This window comes from Chryseolinea soli, from assembly GCF_003589925.1.
Taxonomy (GTDB): Bacteria; Bacteroidota; Bacteroidia; order Cytophagales; family Cyclobacteriaceae; genus Chryseolinea; species Chryseolinea soli.
The window spans coordinates 3,570,627-3,590,456 of record NZ_CP032382.1 but is presented as its reverse complement, the minus strand read 5'-3'; the positions used below and the strand labels follow the sequence as shown (position 1 = coordinate 3,590,456).

At 50.9% G+C, this 19,830-nt stretch carries 21 protein-coding genes; 17 read left to right on the top strand and 4 right to left on the bottom strand.

Annotation, left to right across the window (positions count from 1 at the left end; translation table 11 throughout):
• The first annotated feature begins 235 nt into the window (after positions 1-235).
• The 12 genes from D4L85_RS34975 (at position 236) to D4L85_RS15400 (ending at position 11,543) form a co-directional block, all read left to right on the top strand.
• On the top strand, positions 236-367 hold the full coding sequence (locus tag D4L85_RS34975) for a hypothetical protein (protein ID WP_257791775.1): 132 nt from the start codon (positions 236-238) through the stop codon (positions 365-367).
• A complete protein-coding gene (locus tag D4L85_RS15455) occupies positions 364-1,002 on the top strand; it encodes a TlpA family protein disulfide reductase (RefSeq protein ID WP_119755133.1) in 639 nt (212 codons plus the stop codon). The genes D4L85_RS34975 and D4L85_RS15455 overlap by 4 nt, the downstream gene beginning before the upstream one ends.
• An 11-nt stretch (positions 1,003-1,013) precedes the next feature.
• Complete coding sequence (locus tag D4L85_RS15450) at positions 1,014-1,769, top strand: hypothetical protein (protein WP_119755132.1); 756 nt, start codon at positions 1,014-1,016, stop codon at positions 1,767-1,769.
• Positions 1,770-2,262: 493 nt separating this feature from the next.
• Complete coding sequence (locus D4L85_RS15445; protein ID WP_228450916.1) at positions 2,263-3,039, top strand: hypothetical protein; 777 nt, start codon at positions 2,263-2,265, stop codon at positions 3,037-3,039.
• Positions 3,039-4,859 (top strand): fumarate reductase/succinate dehydrogenase flavoprotein subunit, encoded by a 1,821-nt coding sequence (locus D4L85_RS15440; RefSeq protein ID WP_119755130.1) that lies wholly within the window; start codon positions 3,039-3,041, stop codon positions 4,857-4,859. The genes D4L85_RS15445 and D4L85_RS15440 overlap by 1 nt, the downstream gene beginning before the upstream one ends.
• A gap of 41 nt (positions 4,860-4,900) precedes the next feature.
• Positions 4,901-5,656, top strand: a complete 756-nt coding sequence (locus tag D4L85_RS15435) for a succinate dehydrogenase/fumarate reductase iron-sulfur subunit (protein ID WP_119755129.1) — start codon at positions 4,901-4,903, stop codon at positions 5,654-5,656.
• An 11-nt stretch (positions 5,657-5,667) separates the two neighbouring features.
• Positions 5,668-6,201 (top strand): hypothetical protein, encoded by a 534-nt coding sequence (locus D4L85_RS15430; RefSeq protein WP_119755128.1) that lies wholly within the window; start codon positions 5,668-5,670, stop codon positions 6,199-6,201.
• A 20-nt stretch (positions 6,202-6,221) separates the two neighbouring features.
• Positions 6,222-7,499: an NfeD family protein gene (locus D4L85_RS15425; RefSeq protein WP_119755127.1), complete on the top strand. Its 1,278-nt coding sequence runs from the start codon at positions 6,222-6,224 to the stop codon at positions 7,497-7,499.
• Between the two features lie 14 nt (positions 7,500-7,513).
• Complete coding sequence (locus tag D4L85_RS15420; RefSeq protein ID WP_119758817.1) at positions 7,514-8,278, top strand: slipin family protein; 765 nt, start codon at positions 7,514-7,516, stop codon at positions 8,276-8,278.
• Between the two features lie 84 nt (positions 8,279-8,362).
• Positions 8,363-9,403 (top strand): hypothetical protein, encoded by a 1,041-nt coding sequence (locus tag D4L85_RS15415; RefSeq protein WP_119755126.1) that lies wholly within the window; start codon positions 8,363-8,365, stop codon positions 9,401-9,403.
• 144 nt (positions 9,404-9,547) lie between these two features.
• The gene (locus D4L85_RS15410; RefSeq protein WP_228450915.1) at positions 9,548-10,849 is read left to right on the top strand and encodes an agmatine deiminase family protein; all 1,302 of its coding nucleotides are present in this window, start codon (positions 9,548-9,550) and stop codon (positions 10,847-10,849) included.
• Between the two features lie 229 nt (positions 10,850-11,078).
• Complete coding sequence (locus D4L85_RS15400) at positions 11,079-11,543, top strand: hypothetical protein (RefSeq protein ID WP_160143753.1); 465 nt, start codon at positions 11,079-11,081, stop codon at positions 11,541-11,543.
• A 55-nt stretch (positions 11,544-11,598) separates the two neighbouring features.
• Here the strand turns inward: D4L85_RS15400 and D4L85_RS15395 are convergent, their stop codons facing one another.
• Complete coding sequence (locus tag D4L85_RS15395; protein ID WP_119755123.1) at positions 11,599-12,156, bottom strand: carboxymuconolactone decarboxylase family protein; 558 nt, start codon at positions 12,154-12,156, stop codon at positions 11,599-11,601.
• Positions 12,157-12,374: 218 nt separating this feature from the next.
• Here D4L85_RS15395 and D4L85_RS15390 point away from each other — a divergent pair, with 218 nt between their 5' ends.
• Both D4L85_RS15390 and D4L85_RS15385 read left to right on the top strand, forming a co-directional pair.
• Positions 12,375-12,845 carry a VOC family protein gene (locus D4L85_RS15390; protein ID WP_228450914.1) on the top strand — a complete coding sequence of 157 codons (471 nt, stop codon included), beginning with the start codon at positions 12,375-12,377 and terminating at the stop codon, positions 12,843-12,845.
• Positions 12,846-13,016: 171 nt separating this feature from the next.
• The gene (locus tag D4L85_RS15385; protein ID WP_119755122.1) at positions 13,017-13,859 is read left to right on the top strand and encodes an alpha/beta fold hydrolase; all 843 of its coding nucleotides are present in this window, start codon (positions 13,017-13,019) and stop codon (positions 13,857-13,859) included.
• 39 nt (positions 13,860-13,898) lie between these two features.
• On the opposite strand, the gene D4L85_RS15380 is transcribed toward D4L85_RS15385, so the two are convergent.
• The 3 genes from D4L85_RS15380 to D4L85_RS15375 form a co-directional block, all read right to left on the bottom strand.
• The gene (locus tag D4L85_RS15380; RefSeq protein ID WP_119755121.1) at positions 13,899-16,133 is read right to left on the bottom strand and encodes a T9SS type A sorting domain-containing protein; all 2,235 of its coding nucleotides are present in this window, start codon (positions 16,131-16,133) and stop codon (positions 13,899-13,901) included.
• A gap of 165 nt (positions 16,134-16,298) precedes the next feature.
• The gene (locus D4L85_RS34425; protein ID WP_160143752.1) at positions 16,299-16,562 is read right to left on the bottom strand and encodes a hypothetical protein; all 264 of its coding nucleotides are present in this window, start codon (positions 16,560-16,562) and stop codon (positions 16,299-16,301) included.
• A 238-nt stretch (positions 16,563-16,800) separates the two neighbouring features.
• Entirely contained in the window at positions 16,801-17,772 is a 972-nt protein-coding gene (locus D4L85_RS15375; protein WP_119755120.1) for a GlxA family transcriptional regulator, read from the bottom strand.
• Positions 17,773-17,894: 122 nt separating this feature from the next.
• Here D4L85_RS15375 and D4L85_RS15370 point away from each other — a divergent pair, with 122 nt between their 5' ends.
• The 3 genes from D4L85_RS15370 (at position 17,895) to D4L85_RS15360 (ending at position 19,802) form a co-directional block, all read left to right on the top strand.
• Positions 17,895-18,353 carry a YybH family protein gene (locus D4L85_RS15370; RefSeq protein ID WP_119755119.1) on the top strand — a complete coding sequence of 153 codons (459 nt, stop codon included), beginning with the start codon at positions 17,895-17,897 and terminating at the stop codon, positions 18,351-18,353.
• A 146-nt stretch (positions 18,354-18,499) separates the two neighbouring features.
• Positions 18,500-18,973: a VOC family protein gene (locus D4L85_RS15365; RefSeq protein ID WP_119758814.1), complete on the top strand. Its 474-nt coding sequence runs from the start codon at positions 18,500-18,502 to the stop codon at positions 18,971-18,973.
• Positions 18,974-19,025: 52 nt separating this feature from the next.
• The gene (locus D4L85_RS15360; protein ID WP_228450913.1) at positions 19,026-19,802 is read left to right on the top strand and encodes a DNA alkylation repair protein; all 777 of its coding nucleotides are present in this window, start codon (positions 19,026-19,028) and stop codon (positions 19,800-19,802) included.
• Positions 19,803-19,830 lie beyond the last annotated feature (28 nt).

Here is a 19,830-nt window from a genome sequence, read left to right as displayed (position 1 = left end):
ATTTTGGAGTGGCAACAACAGCGGGATAAATTTTTAGCGAAATCATCCCAAATCTTACATAAAGTATCATTCTTAAATGAAATTGGATATATTTCCTAACCCTCAGCTTTTTGTGCAACATTAGAAATAAAGAAGAGTAGACGTGGAAACTCCGGCAAATCAGGTCATCAGTTGGGTAAATGAAAACCTACCTCCATTAAGTTGGCGAATCATTACCATGGAAAACATGAAAGTCATGTCAAAGAACAAGATCTATCCCTCCAAAATAGATGACACTACCCAGTTCAATACGGAGGTCATGATCGGTATCAACAGTTCGATCAGGCAGCGATATCAAAAAGAGTTGCCCAACCACTGGATAAAATGAAAGGACGCATCACCATTTTTTCTATATCCGCCCTTCTTGCCGTGATATCGATGGGATGGATCTTCTGGGAACAAGAGGCAAAGTATATTTTACCTACGCCCGTGCCACCCCAATTTAAAGATGTAAAGTTCGGGGCGAGCATCGACCTCTCCCTGTATCACGTCGCGCCGGGGCGTATCACCATGCTGCATTTTTTTAATCCCGATTGCCCGTGTTCGCGCTTTAATATGATGGAGTTCGAACGCATCGCATCCAAATACCGGGATCAGGCAGACGTTTACGTGGTCTTACAATCAACCGATGAAGAGGATGTGGAAACTTTCAGAAGAAAGTATGACCTGAACCTCCCCATCCTGCTGGATCACGACGGCGCTATCTCCGACCGGTGTGGCATTTATTCGACGCCGCAAAGTGTCGTGCTGGACAAAGAATCAAAACTTTATTTTAAAGGCAACTACAATGTCGCACGCTATTGCACACGCAAAGAAACCAGCTTCGCGGAAATAGCGATGGATCACCTCCTGAAAGGTGAGGCGCTGCCACTGTGGGTCACCACGGAATTGACACTGCCCTATGGCTGCACCCTTCCTTCCGACGATCCAGATCAGTCGTTCGAAATTTCAAGTTTTTTCTAAATGATACCTATATGACCAGTACCGCTACCACCGACATGCAAGCCCTTCAGGACAACTACCTGGATCGGCTCACCCGCGAAATCAACAAACGCTCCGATAAACTCATTGAAATTTTTCTGATCGGCTATTTTCTGTTTGGAGTAGTCATCGCCGCGCTGTACGATACCTGGTTTATTGCCATCGCGGTAGGAGGAATACTACTCGCTATTTATTTTCTGTCAAAGAAATTGTTCCCCGACGGAAACGTCAATCAGTTTGTTGCCAGCGCTGTGGTGGGTGTTTACATGGGGCAGTTCATTTATCAAACGCATGGTTTGTTCGAGATGCATTTTTTTGCATTCATCGGTGCCACACTCCTCATCACCTACCAGAATTGGAAAGTCCAGATTCCGCTGGCCATTGTCATCGTTTTGCACCACGCGCTTTTTGGATACCTGCAATACAAGAGCTTCCTCCAAAACACCGATGCCCGGGTGTATTTCACGCAATTGAATTATATGGACTTGCAAACCTTTATCATCCATTGTTTTCTGGCCGTGATCATCCTGACCATTTGCTGCTTGTGGGCTATCGATATGAAAAAAAGAACTTCAGAAAACGCTAAAAATATCATCGCGATCGAGGAAATGTCGTCCAATTTTTCAAAGAATCTCGAGTTTGCCAACATGCTTGCCCATGGCGTTTACGACCAGACCACCGAGGTCGACAGCAACGATCCCTTTGCCGCCGTTTTGGTGGAGTTGCAAAGCAAACTTAAAAGGGCTTAAAGTTCCGGACGCAACGTCGTTTCCCCTGACATCGCCCTCAAAAAACTGGACACACGTTGAGACCTGTCCGGTTTAAGGTTTTTTCATGCTTCAAGAGGGAATTCTTAACCTTGAACGAATCTTAACTTTATCATCGTCTCTTAGCACACAACGGATGTACTAGGAGACCTTGCTGATTGAACCTGGCTTTAGGATTGAATTTTTAAAGTTTGATTTCCAATAGACCTCTTTAAAAGCCTTCTAAGGTTCTTTGCGCGTCGCCTTTCAGAAAAGGCTTTACAACGCTCATTTCAGTTTGTTTTTAGCATTATTTTTAACTAACATCATACAAGAATTCGACGCCTTTCAAGGGGCGTCGAAGCGCCTTAAAACATCTCGCAGGCTTGGATCGTGGAGAAAAACAAACACGATTTCGCAACGCCTGAATCCATTTCTCATCAAATACCGAAAATGTAATGCATTAGGAAGGAAAAAGACTTAAAAACCACTGGCCGTGAATCGTTTTGGCCAAACCGCGCGAAAAGATCTCTGGTGGGTACGCCCGCTGATGGTCTTTATTGGTCTTTTCTCATTCATCGTCTATGCCACCTGGGCGGCCTTTCAAGGCGAACACTACGCGATCGGCCCCTATATTTCTCCCTTCTACTCACCCGAAATTTTTGGCAACTCCCCCCATAGCTGGTTTGGTCCCAAGCCTTCCTGGTGGCCGGCAGTGTTGGGCTTTTCACCGGCCCTGCTCATCCTCTGGGCACCGGGTGGAATGCGGCTTACCTGTTACTACTACCGGGGTGCCTACTACAAATCGTTTTGGGCCGATCCCCCGGCGTGTGCCGTGTCGGAGCCGCGCAAAACCTACCGCGGTGAAAATTCTTTACCACTGATTCTGCAAAACGTCCACCGCTACTTTTTATACCTGGCCATCCTCTTTGTCATCGTTCTTTTCTATGATGCCTGGAAAGCTTTGTGGTTCGTTGATCCCGCCACGGGCCAGGAACATTTTGGTATTGGAGTGGGCACGATCGTGCTCACGCTGAATGCTACCCTACTGGGTGGCTATACGTTCGGTTGTCATTCGTTCCGCCACCTGGTGGGCGGGTTCAAGGATCAGCTTTCGAGGTCGCCGGTACAACGAAAGGTTTACAATTGTGCCAGTTGTCTAAACAAACGACACATGAACTGGGCATGGTGTAGCCTCTTCGGCGTTGCCTTTGCCGATATCTATGTACGCCTTTGTTCCATGGGCATCTGGACAGATTGGAGGATCTTCTAATGACAAACTACGAAACATATCACCACGATGTCTTGGTCATCGGTTCCGGCGGCGCCGGGTTGAGGGCCGCGATTGAAGCTTCGGCTGCCGGCGTTTCGGTGGCCGTGGTTTGCCGGTCGTTGCTCGGAAAAGCACATACCGTGATGGCCGAGGGCGGCGTAGCGGCCGCGTTGGGCAACGTGGACGACCGTGACAATTGGAAAGTCCATTTTACCGATACACTCCGCGGTGGACAATACCTGAACAACGAACGCATGGCCGAACTCCACGCCAAGGAATCGCCCGACCGCGTGCGGGAACTCGAAGCCTGGGGCGCCGTATTCGACCGGACCGATGACGGCAGGATCCTGCAACGCAATTTCGGAGGACACAAATATCCGCGCCTCGCGCACGTGGGCGACCGGACCGGTCTTGAAATGATCCGCACCCTGCAAGACTACACCATCCACCTCGGCGTGGACATCTACCAGGAGTTTACGATCGTGAGTCTGCTGAAAGAGGGAGAGAAAATTGTCGGGGCGTTTGGATACGATCGGGAGAAGGGCCTCTTCAAAGTGTTTCACGCCAAGGCAGTCATCATCGCCACGGGAGGCATGGGCAGAATTTACCGGATCTCCAGCAACAGTTGGGATTGCACGGGCAGCGGCATCTCGTTGGCCTATCATGCCGGCGCCGAACTTATCGACATGGAGTTTGTCCAATTTCATCCTACCGGGATGGTGTGGCCTCCCAGCGTTCGCGGTCTGCTGATCACGGAGGGCGTACGCGGCGAAGGCGGCGTGCTGCGAAACAATGCCGGTCGCCGGTTTATGTTCGACGACGTGCCCGAATCGTATCGCGCCCAAACATCGACCGATGAGGAAGAGGGGTGGCGCTATACGCAAGGCGACAAAAATGCAAAGCGGCCACCCGAGCTGCTCACCCGCGACCATGTGGCGCGTTGCATCATGCGCGAAATAAAAGAAGGACGCGGCTCTCCGCACGGCGGCGTATACCTCGACATCGCCTGGATAAAAGAAAAAATTCCGAATGCCACGGAGCACATCCGGCGGAAACTGCCCAGCATGTATCACCAGTTCAAAGAACTTGCCGGTGTCGACATCACCAAAGAAGCCATGGAGGTGGGCCCGACCACGCACTATATTATGGGCGGCGTGAAAGTCGACGCAGATAGCCAAATGACCAGCACCCCCGGACTCTTTGCCGCAGGCGAATGCGCGGCGGGTTTGCACGGCGCCAACCGGTTGGGTGGCAATTCCCTTTCCGATCTATTGGTATTTGGCAAACGCGCCGGAGAATATGCGGCTGCCTATGCCAAGAAAACGCCGGCCGGAAAAATCAACGAGCAAGAAGTTCAAGAGATTGCCACGGCGGCACTCGCTCCTTTTGAAAGGGGATCGAGCGCTGAGGGAGAAAATCCATTTCAGATTCAATCCAAGTTGCAAGACCGGATGCAAGACCTGGTGGGTATTGTTCGGACAGGGAAAGAATTGGAAGCGGCCATTGAGCATATCGTTCAATTCAAGGAAAAAATCAGTCACGTGGCTTGCAGCGGAAACCGCGGATACAATCCGGGGTGGCATACGGCTTTGGAGCTAACCCATATGATCACGGTGGCCGAAGCCATTGCGAGGGCAGCACTCCAACGCAAAGAAAGTCGTGGCGGCCACTACCGTGAAGATTTTCCCGAAAAGAGCGATGCCTTTGGGAAAGTAAACATCGCCATCAAAAAGGACGACAAAGGTGACATGACCGTCACCCAGGTGACAAAACCAAAAATGCGCGACGACCTGCAGCAAATTGTCAATGAAATGAAATGATCCGCAACAGAAATAACATCATGACCTAAACGATAGTGCCTATGGCCTCTGTAACCTTTCAAATCTGGCGTACGCATGGAACCGGTGGGCAGCTTCAGGAATATAAAACTGAAATTTCCGAAGGCATGGTCGTGTTGGATGCCGTCCACCAGATCCAGGCCGAGCAAGCCAACGACATGGCAGTGCGCTGGAATTGTAAGGCGGGCAAGTGCGGTTCGTGTTCGGCCGAAATCAATGGCCACCCGAAACTGATGTGCATGACCCGCATGAGCGATATGCCCCAGGACAAACCCATCACCATCCACCCGATGAAAGCGTTCCCTGTGATCCGGGACCTGGTTACGGATGTGTCGGTCAACTATCGCATGAAAAAGAAAATAAAAAAATTCAAGCCGAGACCACCGGATGCACCGGACGGCACGTGGCGCATGGCGCAGGCCGATATCGACCGGATCCAGGAGTTTCGAAAGTGTATCGAATGTTTTCTTTGCCAGGATGTTTGTCATGTGTTGCGCGAACACCAGCTTCACGAAGAATTTGTCGGCCCGCGCCACATGGTCTATACAGCAGCCCTGGAAATGCATCCCCTCGATGTGGAAGACCGGAGGGAACAACTAAAAGATACGGGCGGCATCGGTTTTTGCAACATCACCAAATGTTGCACGACGGTATGCCCGGAGCATATCACGATCACGGACAACGCGATCATCCCCTTGAAAGAGCGTGTAGCCGACAGGTTCTATGATCCCCTGATGCGGCTGCTCCATTTGTTCAGTAAGAAAAAAAACAACCATTAAGTCCCAATGCCATGATCCCACAAGCACAGACGACCGAAAAAAGAGAGTTTGCGTTAAAGCCACTTTCAAAAAGCGGAATCGACGCCGCCCTGGAAAAAGCCGAACAATACCGGCTTCTCAACCAACCGCGATTGGCTGAAAGCATCTGCCTGGATATCCTGGCCGTCGAGCCGGGTCATCAAAAAGCGTCTGTTGTTTTATTGCTGGCCCTGACCGACCAGTTTGGACAATCGTCTGCCAAAACAGCCACCCAGGCCAAAGACATCGCCAATAGTTTATCGGACGAATACGACCGGTTGTATTATACGGGCATCATTCACGAACGCCAGGGCAGCGCCTCCCTGAACGCGCGCACGCACGGCTCCGACTTCGATGCCTATGAATGGTATACGGAAGCAATGGAGTACTACGAAAAAGCCGATGCGATCAATCCAAACTCCAAAAACGATGACCCGATCCTGCGTTGGAATACGTGTGTCCGTATCATCTCCGAAAATCATCTCCGGCAAAGGCCGTTGGATGATCTGCTTCCCGCACTGGAATAGTTCGACTAAAATTCCTTTTTATGAAGACCCGGCTTTCGGTTCTCATCGTGCTTATCCCATCCCTGCTTTTGGCACAGAAAAAAGTAGTGTCCATACAAATTGATGGGACCATCAACCCGGCATCGGCGGCCTTTATTCAACGCAGCATCGAAAAAGCCGGCAAAGAAAACGCAGAATGCCTCGTCATCCAGTTGAATACACCCGGAGGACTGTTGAAGTCGACGCGCGTCATTGTCAGTGATATTTTGGAATCGCCTGTACCCATTGTTGTCTTTGTTTCTCCCGGCGGAGCGCACGCCGGCTCTGCGGGAGTTTTCATCACACTCTCTGCGCATATTGCCGCCATGGCCCCCGGAACAAACATTGGCGCGGCCCACCCGGTCGATCTGCAAGGAAAGCTCGATACGGTGATGAGTGAAAAAGTTACCAACGATGCCGCGGCATTTATCCGCTCCATTGCCGAAAAGCGAAAACGCAACATCAAATGGGCCGAAGAATCGGTACGCAAAAGTATTTCGATCACCGAGAAGGAAGCGCTGAAAAAAGACGTGATCGATCTCATTGCGGAAAACACCGAAACCCTGCTGGATCAAATCGATGGCAAGACGGTCGCCCTGAGTTCAAAAACAAAGACGCTCGAGACCCGCGATGCCAAAATCGAAACGGTTGAAATGGGAGCCTTTGAAAGAATTCTCGATTTGATCAGCGATCCCAACGTCGCCTACATTTTCCTATTGCTCGGACTCTACGGCATGCTCCTCGAACTTTATAATCCGGGTGCCATTCTGCCCGGCATCGTCGGCATCATTTGTCTGACGCTGGCCTTTTATTCCATGCATACCTTGCCGGTGAACTACGCCGGGTTGATGCTGATCATTTTCGGGGTCATCCTCTTTCTGCTTGAAATCAAGATCGTAAGCCACGGCATGCTCACCCTTGGCGGCATTGTTTCGCTGCTGCTCGGGTCGATGATGTTGATCCGGCCCGATTCGGAAATAGCATTTCAACACCTGTCGTGGGGCGTGATCATTTCGTCGGTGGGATTTTCTGCACTGTTCTTCATATTCGTGCTGGGCATGGGCATACGGGCACAACGGCTGAAACCTGTGACCGGTGTGGAAGGAATGATCGGCGAGATCGGCGAATCGCTCGAAATGCTCAACCCCGTGGGCACAGTCCGCGTACACGGCGAAATGTGGCAGGCCGAATCGCTTACGGGCCCCATAAAAAAAGGCGCACGGATCCGCATTGCCGGAATAAAAGACCTCCTTCTTTTTGTAGAAATCGCAGTAGAATAAACATCGCCATGGTTATGAAAATATTTGCACTGGAAGTCGTACTGATCGTCGTGTTCAGCATTATCATTCTCGCCAATTCCATACGCATATTGCGGGAATACGAACGGGGTGTGGTCTTTCGTCTCGGTCGGTTGGCTGCCGGCGGTGCCCGCGGACCGGGCTTGATCATTCTGGTGCCCGTGATCGACCGGATGGTAAAGGTCAGCTTGCGCACGGTGGTCATGGATGTTCCCCCGCAGGACGTTATCACACAAGACAACGTCTCGATCAAAGTGAACGCCGTAGTTTACTTCCGCGTGATCGCCCCGCAAAAAGCCATCGTCGAAGTGGAAAATTTTCTTTTCGCCACCTCCCAGATCTCACAAACCACATTGAGGAGCGTCCTGGGCCAATCCGAACTCGACGACCTGCTCTCGCAGCGCGAAAAAATAAATCAAAAGCTGCAACAGATCATCGACGCCCACACCGGTCCCTGGGGAATCAAAGTCTCCAATGTCGAGGTAAAGCAAATTGATTTACCCCAGGAAATGCAGCGGGCCATGGCCAAACAAGCCGAAGCCGAGCGCGAAAGACGATCGAAGATCATCGCCGCAGAAGGCGAGTTCCAGGCCTCCAAACGATTGGCCGACGCAGCCAAGATCCTAAGCGAAGAACCCAGCGCACTCACCCTGCGTTACTTGCAAACCCTTCGCGAAATTGCAACCGAAAAGAATTCCACCACCATTTTCCCAGTCCCTATCGACCTCTTAAAACCGTTTCTTTCCGGGCACGAAAAATAAGCCACTCCATCTTTCATAAGATGGGCACAAGCAGAACCAGGGTCTTGGTATATATCGTTATATTTATTCCCCTGAGCACTGCCCATGAGAAATACCAGCCTGAAATTATCGCTACTCCCATTTTTGATTTTCCTCGCATCTGTGCAACAACATGCGGTTGCCCAAACGAGCCTTGCGCCAGGCGAGCAACCTCAGATGACGGTCGACAGCAAAGGAACGGTGCGATTGGTCTTCGGCGAAAAAGACAAGATCTTCTATTCCGTATCCAACGACAAAGGGAGCACGTTTTCCAAACCCGTTTTTGTGGGCGAGGTCAAGGAGATGCATTTGGGAATGACCAGGGGTCCGCAACTGGCCACCTCAAAAGACTATTCCGTGGTCACTGCCATCGACAAAAAGGGAACGATCCATTCCTTCCGGTTAACGCATAAAACCGGTGCATGGGAAAAGATCAAAAACGCAAATGACGTCGAAGCTTCCGCGCCGGAAGGATTGATGAGCATCGCTGCCGATGCTAAAAATAATTTTTATGCCGTCTGGCTGGACCTGCGCGATAATAATAACAACAACATTTGCTTTGCTACATTAAAAGAAAATTCGACCTGGTCGAAAAACAAATTGGTTTACCGTTCGCCGGAAGGTCATGTTTGTGAATGTTGCAAGCCTTCTATCGCCGTGAAAGACAACGGGGTTTCGATTATGTTCAGGAACTGGCTAAAGGGCTCGAGAGATCTTTATCTCATCACCTCTTCCAACGGCGGCGAAACGTTTTCGGAGGGTCAGAAGCTTGGGAACGGCACCTGGCCGCTAAAAGGTTGCCCCATGGACGGTGGCGGATTGACAGTCGATCTCAAGAACAATATCCACACCGCCTGGCAGCGCGACGGTCAAATTTATTACGCCCAGCCCGGTCAGCCGGAACGGATCATCGGCGAAGGGAGAAGCGTTGGCATGAGCGGAAACTTATTGACCTGGGAAAAAGGCTCGGATCTGTTTGTGAAACCCCTGAACGGAACCCCGCAAAAAATCGGCGAAGGCACTGCACTCAAAGTGTATGAATTTACGGATAGATCCATACTCGCGGTTTGGGAAAAAGATGATCAAGTGGTGTTCAAACGAATATAAACTTAGCGATCGGGAGTAGCGATCACCCTAACCCAAAGGGCCAAAGCATTTTTGTAAACTCCCGGCACAGGATGAGCGGAAGGAAAACAGGGATATTATTTTTAGAGACTGGATCGTATCTTTAAAATAACCTCTCCTCTTGTCATGCATCAACCCCTACGCTATTTCCTTTTATTGTGCATTCTTTCGTCGTGCGCAAAGCCCGAGAAAACAAACTTCTACATGCCCGCCGAATGGGAACCACACGATGCCGTATGGTTGGGGTGGGAAGATGAATACCTCACTTATCACCCCGTGGTTTTCAAGATGATCAAAACCCTGATGCCCCACGTGCAGGTGAAAATTGGCGTCGAATCCGACAGCCTGCTGCGTGTAGCAAAGCGGATCGTATCCGAACAGTCCATCGACACCACGCGCATTAAATTTTATGTGATGCCAGGCGAGCGTTATTGGATTCGCGATCACGGCGCAGCCTACCTCGTCAATAGCAAAGGCGAACTGGGCGTGGCCGATTTTTCCTGGAACAGCTATGGCTTTCCGTATTGGTTGCAAGAAAAATTTGACAACAACATGGACAGCGTCAAAAAATATTTCAAGCCCGACCGGACCAAAAAGATCGGCCAGGTCGATAGCCTCATGGCCGTCGCCGAACATGCCACGCGGCTAACCACGTGGGTGGTCCACGAAGGCGGTGCGATTGAAGTGAATGGGAAGGGTACGCTGATCCTCTGTGAGGCCACGGTCTTCGATCGCAACCCGGGCAAAAACAAAGAAGAGCTGGAGCCCGAGTTCAAAAGAGTGTTGGGCGTAGAAAATATCATCTGGATGAAAAAAGGCCTGGCCGACGATCCCAAGCATTTCTTCCGGAGGATCGTGGATAATTATGTTGGTGGTGGAACGGGGGGCCACACCGACGAGTTTGTCCGCTTTGCTAATCCACACACCATCATGCTGGCCTGGGTGGACGAGCGCGAAAAGGATTTGAATCCCATCAACAAAATGAACTATGAGCGCATGTCCGAAAATCTGAAGATCCTCGAAGCCGCCCGCGACCAGGACGGAGCGCCGTTCACCATCATCAAAGTACCCCTGCCCGATCTCGCAGCGCGAAAGATCGTAGCCCGTGTGCACCTCGACGATTGGCAAACATCCCTCGATGTACGACCCCGTGCCTTCAAACCATCAGAAGCGCCCCAGGCCGGCGACACCTTGCTCCGCGTGCCCGCATCAAGTTATATGAACTACCTAGTCACTAACGGCGTGGTACTCCTGCCGACTTACACCGGCACGGGCTCGTCCCATGAAAAAGAAGAACGCGTTCGCAAAATATTTGAAGAGCAGTTTCCGGGGAGGGAAATCGTTTTCATCGATGCCTTGCCTTTGAATTGGGCAGGCGGCGGAATGCATTGTTCGACACAACAGCAGCCCGCGGTGATCAAACATTAGGTATAAGCCACGGCAGATCGCTATCCAATCCTTTCAACAAGTTTCTAGCGACAAGTCCTACAACTATGCCCTTTCCACCGGCGATTGAAGGTTTGATCAGCCGTCGGTTAGGGACGGTCATGGGCAGGTTAGGAACAGGAATCTTCCGGTTCAGTAAGATTCCCGGTATACCCATCTTCAAAGTTTGTATTTTCAGTAATCGAAATGTCTGATCAACCTGTTAAAACCTATGAGAGCTTTAAACGTTCTTGTCCTACTCACACTCTTCGTGCTTTCTTCCTGCACGTCGAAAGAAACCAAAAGTACCCTGGCAGACGATCTCGTCGGGGAATGGAGGAATGTCTATCTCAACGTCACCATGCCCACCGTGGGCAGCAGCGACTCCTCCATGACCACTGTATGCGACAGCTCCAACTGGGAAGCCATGCTTCACATCAAACCGATCCATACTTTTTTTAATAAGGATGGAACCTATCGCTCGGAATACTACACCCTGAACGATAGCCTGTTCCGGAAATCAGCCGGCACGTGGCACGTTTCTAACGACACGCTGATCATGAACGAATCGGATGGTGTCACCTACAAACTTCGTACAACCATTAAAAACAACCTGGCCGAGTTCGACGGCATGCTTGATTTTGATGCGGACGGAAAAGCCGACGATCACTACGTGGGACGACAGCGAAAACATTGACACACAATCCACCCAGAGCGAAAGGGTTTGCGTAGATGAGAATATCCCTATACAACTAATTAGGCTGGACTTTGAAAGGAGGCGTAAGGTATCCTTCCTCCGCACGTTGCTTGCCCATCCGATCGTACACTTCCGGGTCGTCGGGCGCCCAGGTGGCCAGGCCATCGACATACCGGTTGAACATGCAAAACGTGGCCGCAATAAGCACGGTATCATGGATCTCGATATCGGTGGCACCTTCTTTTCGCGCGGCATCAACATCGGAAGGTTTGACTTCTTTTCCACCCAATTGAACTTTGGCGGCAATCTTCAGCAAGGCTTTCAATTTGTCGCTGATGTCGGCTTGGTCGGGGTCGATTTTTACAGCCGAAACGATGTCGGCATTCTTCAGGTGATGCTTGGCGATAGCGCCATGTACGGTTGCGCAGTATTTGCAGGTGTTTAGGCTGGAAACGTAGGTAGCAATCAGTTCCCGTTCACCGGGACTCAGGCTGGGATGGGGATTGTGAAGCAGGGTTTGCACGAGCGCATTGAGCGGGGCAGCGGTCTCTGGACGGTAAACAAACAAACTCCGTACCCCGGGATATTCTTTTGGCAGATCGATGTGCGGCATAAATTGACATTTTGAACACGCCTAAAATAGGAAAATCCCAACGAAACCGGAACCCGCTCATCACTCGATTTGTGAAACCCCACGGACTTGACTCCCCAGAAAGGCGTTTCTCGAAAAAAGATCAAAAAGATCGCTGTTTCAAAAATGCTACTGACATACCGCTGTCATACAGGCTTTGTTTCTTTATGGAACAAATCGGACAAAAAAGATCAATTGCCATGAAAAAGCTAATTCTGCTCGTAGGTGTGCTGGTCGGTATCCTCGGAATGCTCGCCGCCCTCTCCACGCAAGGCCAACCCAAAAACCCCAACACAATGAAAGTGAACGCCGGCATCATTACGCCAAAACTGAAGGAGTCGAAGGATTTCTACGCCAACGTGCTGAAATACAGCGTTGCTTTTGAGAACGAGTTTTATATACTGATGCACGCACCCGACAACACGCCGGCAGTCGCGTTCCTGCTCCCGAACCACCCCACACAACAACCGGTTTTTCAAACGGCATTTCAGGGAACCGGCATGTTCTTTACCATTGAAGTCACGGATGTCGATGCGGAATTCAAGCGGATCAAGTCGCTGGGCGTCCCCATTGCGATCGAACTCCGCGACGAGCCTTGGGGAGACCGTCATTTTGCGGTGGTGGACCCTAACGGTGTGGGTATCGACATCGTCACGTACAAGGCTCCTTAGATGGACTAGGATGGACATTTATCATAGACCCGTCGTGCAGAACAATTTACAGACACTGCTGTTAAAAAAATAAAGCCCCACGCCTTCCTTCACTGGAAGAACCTGGCCATCAGAATTACTATGGCACGCTATTGTTTTGATTCCTCAGAAAAATGAACAAAAGAAAAATTTATGCAGACGCTCGGAAAAAATAAATCAACAAGCACTCCAAAAAAGCAGGAGCGGAATGTCCGGAAAACAAAAACCACAAAACCGGATCATCAACTTCAGGGACCCGCCGGAACATTGCACATCGATGACGGCGGGAAAGGCGAAATCGCTATCGTATTCGTTCATTCATTCGGTGGAAGCACGGAACACTGGAGAAAACAACTCGACCACGTTCGCGCAAACTACCGGGCCATCGCTTTGGATTTCAGAGGTCACGGTCAATCCGAACGTCCCCGCGAACTGAAGTATACACCCGAAGATCTTGCCCAGGACATTGCAGCCGTCGTGGATGATCTTCAGTTAGATCACTTCATCCTCGTGGCACACAGCATGGGTGGACATGCCGCCGTGGCCTATGCAAGTCAACATCCCGAACGTGTTTCCGCCTTGCTTTTATCGGGAACTCCCGGCAAAACACCCGCCGAAATTTCCAAACAAGTGACCGCCGCTTTGGAGTCACCGGCCTATCAGAAAGTCATGGACGACTATATGCATCAATTGTTGACGGAGTCACGTCCTGAAATCGCTGAGGTCTTGATCAAAGATTTTCAAGCTATCCCAAAAGATGAAACGATCAGCATCATCAAAGGCCTGTTCGAGTTTGACCCGCTTCCCAAGATTGACAAATACAAAGGACCCTTGCTGCTCGTCGTCTCCGGTGCCGAAAGCAAACAACCCGGCACCCTGCAATCTCAGCTTCCGAACGCTGACTTTAAGGTGATCGATCACGCCGGTCACTGGACGCAACTGGATCAACCCGAAGCCTTCAACCAAATATTGGATTCGTTTCTTGCCGGTCATTAACTATTTGCTGGACAAAGCGCGGCAATAACACAGACGCCTTCAATTTTTCACAAACCGGGCCGAATAGGTTTGAGACGACGTAGACACTCTGAGAATGTAGAGTCCGCCGCTCCAGCCTTCGGTGGAGATGATCAGGTTGTTGTCGAACGACCGCGTGTAGCTGGCGACCAGCCTGCCCTGGGGGTTATACACGGCCGCATCAAACGGCACGTCGCCGTGCAAGGGAAGCCGGGCAATGATCGTCGCCGTAGTTGGATTGGGATAGAGATCAATTTCCGTGGCCGTGGCGGCTGGGGGACCGGAAGGCAACACCGAACACACCATGGCTTCGATGCCGAGCGATGTGCCCATTCCACCCGGACTAATTTGTGTCATGGGCGCCCATCCCGAACCAAGCTTCACGTAAGCGGTGTTGGTGGCTGGTGCACGCCAGGGTGCCTGGGCAAGCGCGAACGTGTCTTCTTCGGAATAGGTCATCGTGTAGGTAATGAAGTAATCGCCTTCCACTTCCAAATAGGGATGAAGGCCCACATAGTTCACCTCTTGTGACATTTGAATGTAGGGAATATAGGTTTGAAAAAGATCCGTGCCCTCCGGCAAACCGTTTTTACCCGAGTTAACAGAAACGACAAGACCACCCGGAGCATGCACATTGAGACTGCTGGTGAGCAAGGTGATGCCGGTCAAAAGTTTTTTTCCATCGCTGGAAAACCGTTCGGCATACGAGGCGATGCCGTCGGAATTATAACCCGAAAAATAACCCTTGCCTGACGCGTATGGAATCAGGTTCATCGGCTCCGCGGCCGAAAAATTTGCAGCCGTGTCACAACTGACGTTCAGTGTTTCATAGGGGTCGAACCCATCCAGCGTTTGGATGCCCGATGAGCGCGGGTCGAGCCAGTATTTCAATTGTTGGTCCAGTTCTGGCGCAGGCGTCCAGCTTTGCGACAAGCGTTGAAAGAAATCATTAAAGGGAAAGCTGCACGTAGAGCCTCCGCCTGCCAGGCTGCCGATGATGTGATGATCCAGATTAAACAGCGGCGCACCCGACGAGCCCCCGTTGGTTACGCCCAAATCCCATTTGGTTACACGCCAAAACGCATCGGGCGCACGCGGTTGCCCGGACGGCACTTCGAAATCGCTTGGCGTCACCGCGTCATTGCTGAGCGAAATTTTTCGCGGCGTTCCCATCGGGTGATGGATGCAGCTCACGTGATCCAATCCCGTATCGGAGATGTCCCAGCCCGAGTAATAGGGCTTAAAACCCAGCGGCGGCACGGTATACAGTTCTACCAAAGAAAAATCATGTTCATATAACGAAGCCTTATAATTGGCACCCACCAGCGCATTGTCTTCCGTGACCGTACTGCCGTCGCAAAGCAAGTCATCATAGTTGAACGTGAAAATGGACCTGCTGGCGTCGAACTGACTTCCGATGCAATGTTGTGCCGTCAGCACATAGGGCCGCTGGTTGCGCTCGGCGTTGTTGATCAGGGCGCCCGTGCAGACCACGGCCGCATTGCTCCGAAAGACCATGATGCGGATCACGGCTCGCCGGTCGTCCTGCCAGAACGTTCCCTCCACGCAAGGATAGCAAGTATCTTCCTGCTGCGTTCTTGAAATGGATTGGTTTGGGGTGGCCGGTGCTGTAAAAACGTCGCGATAAGCATGCGAGATACCGGCGATGGTAAAGGCGCCCCGTTTGGCGTTGCTCACCGGCACATCAAATTCGATAACGATCTCATCGCCTTTCAGGAAATTGGTAAGCCACACACCGGTGTCCGATACATCGTCGCTTACCAACGTACGCATACTGTTCAGGTTATAGACGTATAGTTTCTCCCCGGGAAGCAATTTCACATCCGTCAATAGTGCAGCCATACCATAGGCTCCGGGTGAGTTGACTTTTAGTACCCAGGTATCGTAGTCGGGTCTGTAGCGTTTCCAAACGCCCGCGTTGTCGGGAGTCAACGTCATGCTGAACGTATAGCCCACTTCGGGAGAATGGGAATCATCAGCTGCGCGATTTGTACTCGCCGTTCTTGTGCGAACAGAATCCGCCAGCGATAACGCGGGAACGTCTTGGTATATTTTCAGATCTGAAATCAGCGGCAGCGATACGTCACGGGATTGTGCCTGGGCAGCGCAACACATCCCGTTAAAAATAAACATAGCACAAAGCATGGTCGCCCTGAAACGCAGGGATGGATAGCCGTCTTGTCCTGCTGATTTGCTACGATGAAGGGTGCTGAAGTGAAAATATGGTTCGCGCATGACAAGGCTCACTCAACTGCAGCATAGAGTGACCTTGTAATATAACTCAAAATCTTTTTCCAGTCCTGTAAAATTCCATGCACACAAAAAAATCAACCGCGGTTCATAACGTATAACCCGAAATGTGTTAGGCTGTATGGTGTGGACAGGAATTAAAAAGAGAGATCACTTGCGGTAACCCGGAATCCAGATCTTCCCTTGCGAAGTTTTATACCATTTGCCCGGCACCCAAATGGTTCGATTACTAGGCGGGACAGGATTATAACCCTTTGACCAGCCAACGTGCCCACTGTGATACACATATTTGGAGGAGCGTGACACGGCTTGTGTTTGGATCCGTTCGGCCCGGGTGAGGTTGTCGTGGCTGGAGCAGCAAAAAAAACACGCGCTGGCCAGTGCGATGAAAGCGGCTATAAATGTTCTCTGCATGTCATTCGTTGTTTAGAGGGTAAGATTTGCAGGTCATCGACAGGTCATTCCGTGGTCATGCCAAGCAATCTTGCGTTAGATGCACTCAAACCCCGGAGGTTTAAGACTACTAACGACCTAAACAGTCATTTTTTATGCCGGAACAGAGGGATACCATAGGATTGTCGATGAGTCGTTTTGTATGGCGACAAAGCGTTGGAGATGGGGAAATGCTTTCGAGCGGGAAAAGAGAAATGGGTTATTTAATACCCAGTTTATTGCGGTACTCTGAGGCTGTCATCCCCACCAGTTTCACAAAGATCTTGCGAAACGATTTGGGGTCGGTATAGCCCGTCTCGTTGATGATTTCGGAAATGTTGAGGTCAGAAAGCTCCAATTGTCGTTTGGCTTTCTCGATGCGAATATGCTGAAGGTACTCGATCGGCGGCACGCCCGTGGCCTGCTTGAAACGGCGCACGATATTTCTGCGACTGGCCGGAAGGTCTTTTGTGATCTCCTCCACCGTGGTGATGTGCAAATAATTTTCTTCCATGTTGCGTTGGATCTTCTTTACCAATTCGTCATTATGCGAATAGTCGGGCCGGAAGGTGCTGAAGTAGCTTTGTTGTGAGCGGTTGAGATCGATGCAAAAGATCTTGGAGACCCGCACGGCCAATTCGTTTCCCCCATACTTTTGGATGAGAAAGATCAGCAAGTGAAACGACGATGTGGCTCCACCACTGGTGTAACAACGCTCGTCGATGGTGATGGTTCGTCCGGGTTTTACATACACGGACGGATAATCGACGATGAAGTCGGGACAGGCGTCCATGTGCGTTGTGGCCAGCTTGCCGTTGAGCAGACCCGTCGCGGCAAACAAATCGGCACCTGTGCACACACTGGCCATCTCGGCGCCGGTCTTAAACTGTTTTTGAAGCCACGGAACAAACGGCATGTTCTTTTGTTTCGTGGCAGCTTTGTCGTGCAGGTTGATCGCCGGGATCAGTACAATGTCGTAGGGTGTGCGGGCGTGTATCGACTTCACGGGATGACCGTGAAAACTGGAGCCGTGCTGCAAGATCTGCTCAGGTAGTTGCACGAGGGTGATGGCAAAAGGAGCTTGTTTCTTTTGTCGCTCGCAAATAGCGTTCGCCGTACCCAGCACGTCGAGGATGGTGGCAATGCTGAAGAGCTGGTAGTCGTACGGCAACAAAAGTCCGATCCGTTTCATGGGGGGAGAGCGTATGCAGCGAATTTAAGGCTTTGTCCGGAATGCCCCTAAAGTTGGCGCTTTTTTTACACCACTGCTCACCCGGTCGTGCTATCTTTGTTAACCACAAAATAGCAACAGGCATGGTACAAAAAATAGCCGCCCCGAAAACGAAGGTGAACAACAAAGCGGCGGTCCGGAAAGTGATCGACAATTTCATGGCAGCCCTTTGCAGCAAGGACGTGAAGAGCATGATGTCGCATTATGCGCCCGACGCCGTCCTGTACGATGCGAAGCCACCGTTTCAGGTTCGTGGCGCCATTGCGTGGCGGCACGTATGGGAAGCTTGCCTGCCGTTTTTCCCTCCCTCCTTTCAGGTGGAGATCAAAGACCTCGTCATACATGCCGGCACCGACGTCGCGCTATCACACTATCTCTTTCGTTTGATCGGCACCGAAAAAGATCACCCGGCGGCACAAACTTGGATGCGCACCACAACGGGCTTCAAAAAAATACAAGGAAAATGGAAAATCGTCCACGAGCACGGATCCGTTCCTTTCAATCCTCACACGCTGCAAGCACAATTCACGCTGGAGCCTTGAAGCGCTAACCCACTTTGCGGCAAAAGGCTGGTCGCCTACATCAAAATTTTCTTCACCTTTCATAAAACGTCGCCCTCGCGATGAGGGAAGGCTATGCATTGACTTTCTCTCCAGTACTCAACCTATATCAACCCAAAAACAACAACATGCAAAAAATCACGCCTTTTCTATGGTTCGACGGCAACGCGGAAGAAGCCGTTAACTTTTACACCTCAACGTTAAAAAACTCGCGCATCGTGAGCATGAGTCGCTATGGCGAGGGAGCACCTGTCCCCAAGGGCACCGTGATGTCGGCCACATTTATTTTGGAAGGACAAGAATTCATGGCCTTAAACGGTGGCCCAATGTTTACTTTTTCGCCGGCGATCTCGTTCTTTGTAAAATGCGAAACACAAGAAGAGATCGACACGTTGTGGGAGAAGCTCTCGGCTGGAGGAAAAAAAGACCGGTGTGGGTGGCTGAAAGATAAGTTCGGCGTGAGCTGGCAGATCATACCCCCGATCTTGGGTGAAATGCTGCAAGACAAAGATCCACAACGGGCGCAACGCGTCATGCAAGCCATGATGCAGATGGACAAGATCGACATCAAAAAATTGAAGCAGGCCTACGATCAAAAATAAAATCCGTGCCTCAACCCAAACCATGGCAAAAAGCAGTCCCCCAAAAAAAGTCGTGAAAACCGTTGCAAAGACAACGGTTCAGAAGAAAGCGAAGCCCGATGCTTCGCCTTCTTCTCTCCTGGCCAAAGATTTTTTAAAACAACTCATGGCGCTCCAGTCGGATGACGAATTGAGAAAGATACAACGCTATTTCAAATCGGGTGAAGGTCAATATGGCGCGGGCGATAAGTTCATCGGTGTTCGCATGGGGCAGTTGTTTGCACTTGCCAAAACGTTCATGGACATGGAACCTGCGGAAATTGAAAAATTGTTGGAGAATCCCATTCATGAAGCGCGGGCCGGTGCGGTAAGCATTATGGATTTTCAAGCCCGTTCGCGAAAAATTCCGGCAAGTCGCCGCAAAGCATTGTATGATCTTTATATCGACCGCCACGACTGCATCAACAATTGGGATTTGGTTGATCGCTCCGCCCCCTATGTCGTGGGGGGATACTTGCATGACAAGTCCCGTGATGTGCTCTACAAACTTGCCCGCTCAAAGAATATGTGGGAGCGGCGCACGGCCATTGTGAGCACGTTCTTTTTCATTCGTCAAGGCGATGTAGACGATACGTTCAAGATCGCCGAGATTTTGCTTCGCGACAAAGAAGACCTCGTTCAAAAAGCTACCGGCGGATGGCTCCGCGCCGCCGGCGGAAAGGCGCCAGCACGACTCTATGAATTCCTGGACAAATATGCCTCCACCATGCCTCGCACCACGCTCCGGTATGCCACGGAACGCCTGGATAAAAAGAGACGGGCTCATTACCTGAGCCTGGCAAAGTTGTAGGGTTGATTTCCTCGTGATAAAGTCTGCT

Coding starts and splice junctions, on each gene's coding strand:
- D4L85_RS34975 (WP_257791775.1), top strand. CDS start 236: ATGTCAAAGAACAAGATCTATCCCTCCAAAATAGATGACACTACCCAG.
- D4L85_RS15455 (WP_119755133.1), top strand. CDS start 364: ATGAAAGGACGCATCACCATTTTTTCTATATCCGCCCTTCTTGCCGTG.
- D4L85_RS15450 (WP_119755132.1), top strand. CDS start 1,014: ATGACCAGTACCGCTACCACCGACATGCAAGCCCTTCAGGACAACTAC.
- D4L85_RS15440 (WP_119755130.1), top strand. CDS start 3,039: ATGACAAACTACGAAACATATCACCACGATGTCTTGGTCATCGGTTCC.
- D4L85_RS15435 (WP_119755129.1), top strand. CDS start 4,901: ATGGCCTCTGTAACCTTTCAAATCTGGCGTACGCATGGAACCGGTGGG.
- D4L85_RS15430 (WP_119755128.1), top strand. CDS start 5,668: ATGATCCCACAAGCACAGACGACCGAAAAAAGAGAGTTTGCGTTAAAG.
- D4L85_RS15425 (WP_119755127.1), top strand. CDS start 6,222: ATGAAGACCCGGCTTTCGGTTCTCATCGTGCTTATCCCATCCCTGCTT.
- D4L85_RS15420 (WP_119758817.1), top strand. CDS start 7,514: ATGAAAATATTTGCACTGGAAGTCGTACTGATCGTCGTGTTCAGCATT.
- D4L85_RS15415 (WP_119755126.1), top strand. CDS start 8,363: ATGAGAAATACCAGCCTGAAATTATCGCTACTCCCATTTTTGATTTTC.
- D4L85_RS15410 (WP_228450915.1), top strand. CDS start 9,548: ATGCATCAACCCCTACGCTATTTCCTTTTATTGTGCATTCTTTCGTCG.
- D4L85_RS15400 (WP_160143753.1), top strand. CDS start 11,079: ATGAGAGCTTTAAACGTTCTTGTCCTACTCACACTCTTCGTGCTTTCT.
- D4L85_RS15395 (WP_119755123.1), bottom strand. CDS start 12,156: ATGCCGCACATCGATCTGCCAAAAGAATATCCCGGGGTACGGAGTTTG.
- D4L85_RS15390 (WP_228450914.1), top strand. CDS start 12,375: ATGAAAAAGCTAATTCTGCTCGTAGGTGTGCTGGTCGGTATCCTCGGA.
- D4L85_RS15385 (WP_119755122.1), top strand. CDS start 13,017: ATGCAGACGCTCGGAAAAAATAAATCAACAAGCACTCCAAAAAAGCAG.
- D4L85_RS15380 (WP_119755121.1), bottom strand. CDS start 16,133: ATGCGCGAACCATATTTTCACTTCAGCACCCTTCATCGTAGCAAATCA.
- D4L85_RS34425 (WP_160143752.1), bottom strand. CDS start 16,562: ATGCAGAGAACATTTATAGCCGCTTTCATCGCACTGGCCAGCGCGTGT.
- D4L85_RS15375 (WP_119755120.1), bottom strand. CDS start 17,772: ATGAAACGGATCGGACTTTTGTTGCCGTACGACTACCAGCTCTTCAGC.
- D4L85_RS15370 (WP_119755119.1), top strand. CDS start 17,895: ATGGTACAAAAAATAGCCGCCCCGAAAACGAAGGTGAACAACAAAGCG.
- D4L85_RS15365 (WP_119758814.1), top strand. CDS start 18,500: ATGCAAAAAATCACGCCTTTTCTATGGTTCGACGGCAACGCGGAAGAA.